Genomic DNA, 1,219 nt, shown 5'->3' with positions numbered 1-1,219 from the left:
GCTCATATCAGTGAACTGTTTACGGAGGCTTTTCGTCTATTTTATTATGTGAATAAACAAGATAATTTCATTGTGTGTTCGCCAGAGTCAGATCGTGAATTCTGGGTCAACCTATATAAATATGTGCTACATAAACTGGGCATCCATGAGGAGTGGACAGAGGAAGAGATTTTCAAGTGCTGCCACGAGCTGTACGAGATTTATACCGCACCTGAGTACTATGAATTGTTTGATGATGTTAAACCTTTTCTCGAAAGACTTCAAGCCCAAGGCTTTAGAATTGGGATTATTAGCAATTTTGCTCCTACACTGAAAGCTATTTTAGAGGATAAAGGGATTCTGCACTATTTTGATCCTGTACTCGTGTCGACAGAGGTTGGTCTTGAGAAGCCGGATCCGGCCATTTTTCAACTTGCTCTAGAACGTGCAGGTGTAGCAGCCAAGGATGTCCTCTATATCGGCGATCACGAGACGAACGATGTTTGGGCGCCGAGTCAAGTCGGCATCGATGCGGTTCGTATTATCCGTTACGACTACCATACCGGGGAGGGTATCCGATCCCTGCTTGAACTATTTGATGATCAGCAAGCTATTGTGCAAGAAAGGATCTGAGTGTGATGAAACCATCCATAATGGATGATCCAAAGAAAAGAGAAATCACCAAGAAGCGGCATTTTTCGTTTCGGATTAATATCTTCTTCTTTGTAACGTTCTTATTATTTTCCGTACTTATCGTACGTTTGGCCATTTTACAATTCGTTCAAGCCAAAGATTTGAAGGCAGCAGAGAATACCARTACGAATCAGACGAACAAAATTGCTCCTATTCGCGGCAACATTTATGATTCTACGAAATCACCTCTTGCCTACACCATCCCAGTGCAGTCCTTATTTTTCCGGATCGAGYCGTCCCAGCAGGATAAAGATGAAGTCATTCGCATGGCGAGCAAATTGAAAACTGACGTTTTTGATAAATACGGCAAGCCGGATTCCAAGAAGCTGGAGATCGCGGATATCGTGCTTGCCATGGACCTTGGTTATGATATCAATAAAAACAAAGTGAAAGATCCAAGTTATTACTGGGTTCCGCGTAAAATCAAAACAGATTTGTCCAATAAAGAAATCGCTTATTTATTAGAGCATCGGGATGAATTCAAGTGGCTGGAAGTTACAGAAGAGAGCATCCGTACTTACGAAATGGACGATATGGACACAGATGG

General features: G+C 42.2%; 1 protein-coding gene and 1 pseudogene. Both read left to right on the top strand.

What is annotated here, in order from left to right:
- On the top strand, window positions 1-612 hold a 612-nt coding region (locus tag AC1DUA_RS38335), incomplete at its 5' end, for an HAD-IA family hydrolase (protein WP_477504673.1).
- 5 nt (window positions 613-617) lie between these two features.
- Window positions 618-1,219: pseudogene (locus tag AC1DUA_RS38330) on the top strand (penicillin-binding protein 2); the annotation flags it as partial.

The organism is Paenibacillus sp. 01T422, assembly GCF_056398785.1.
Note: the sequence above shows the minus strand (reverse complement) of the source record. Positions and strands in the feature narration are given on the sequence as shown.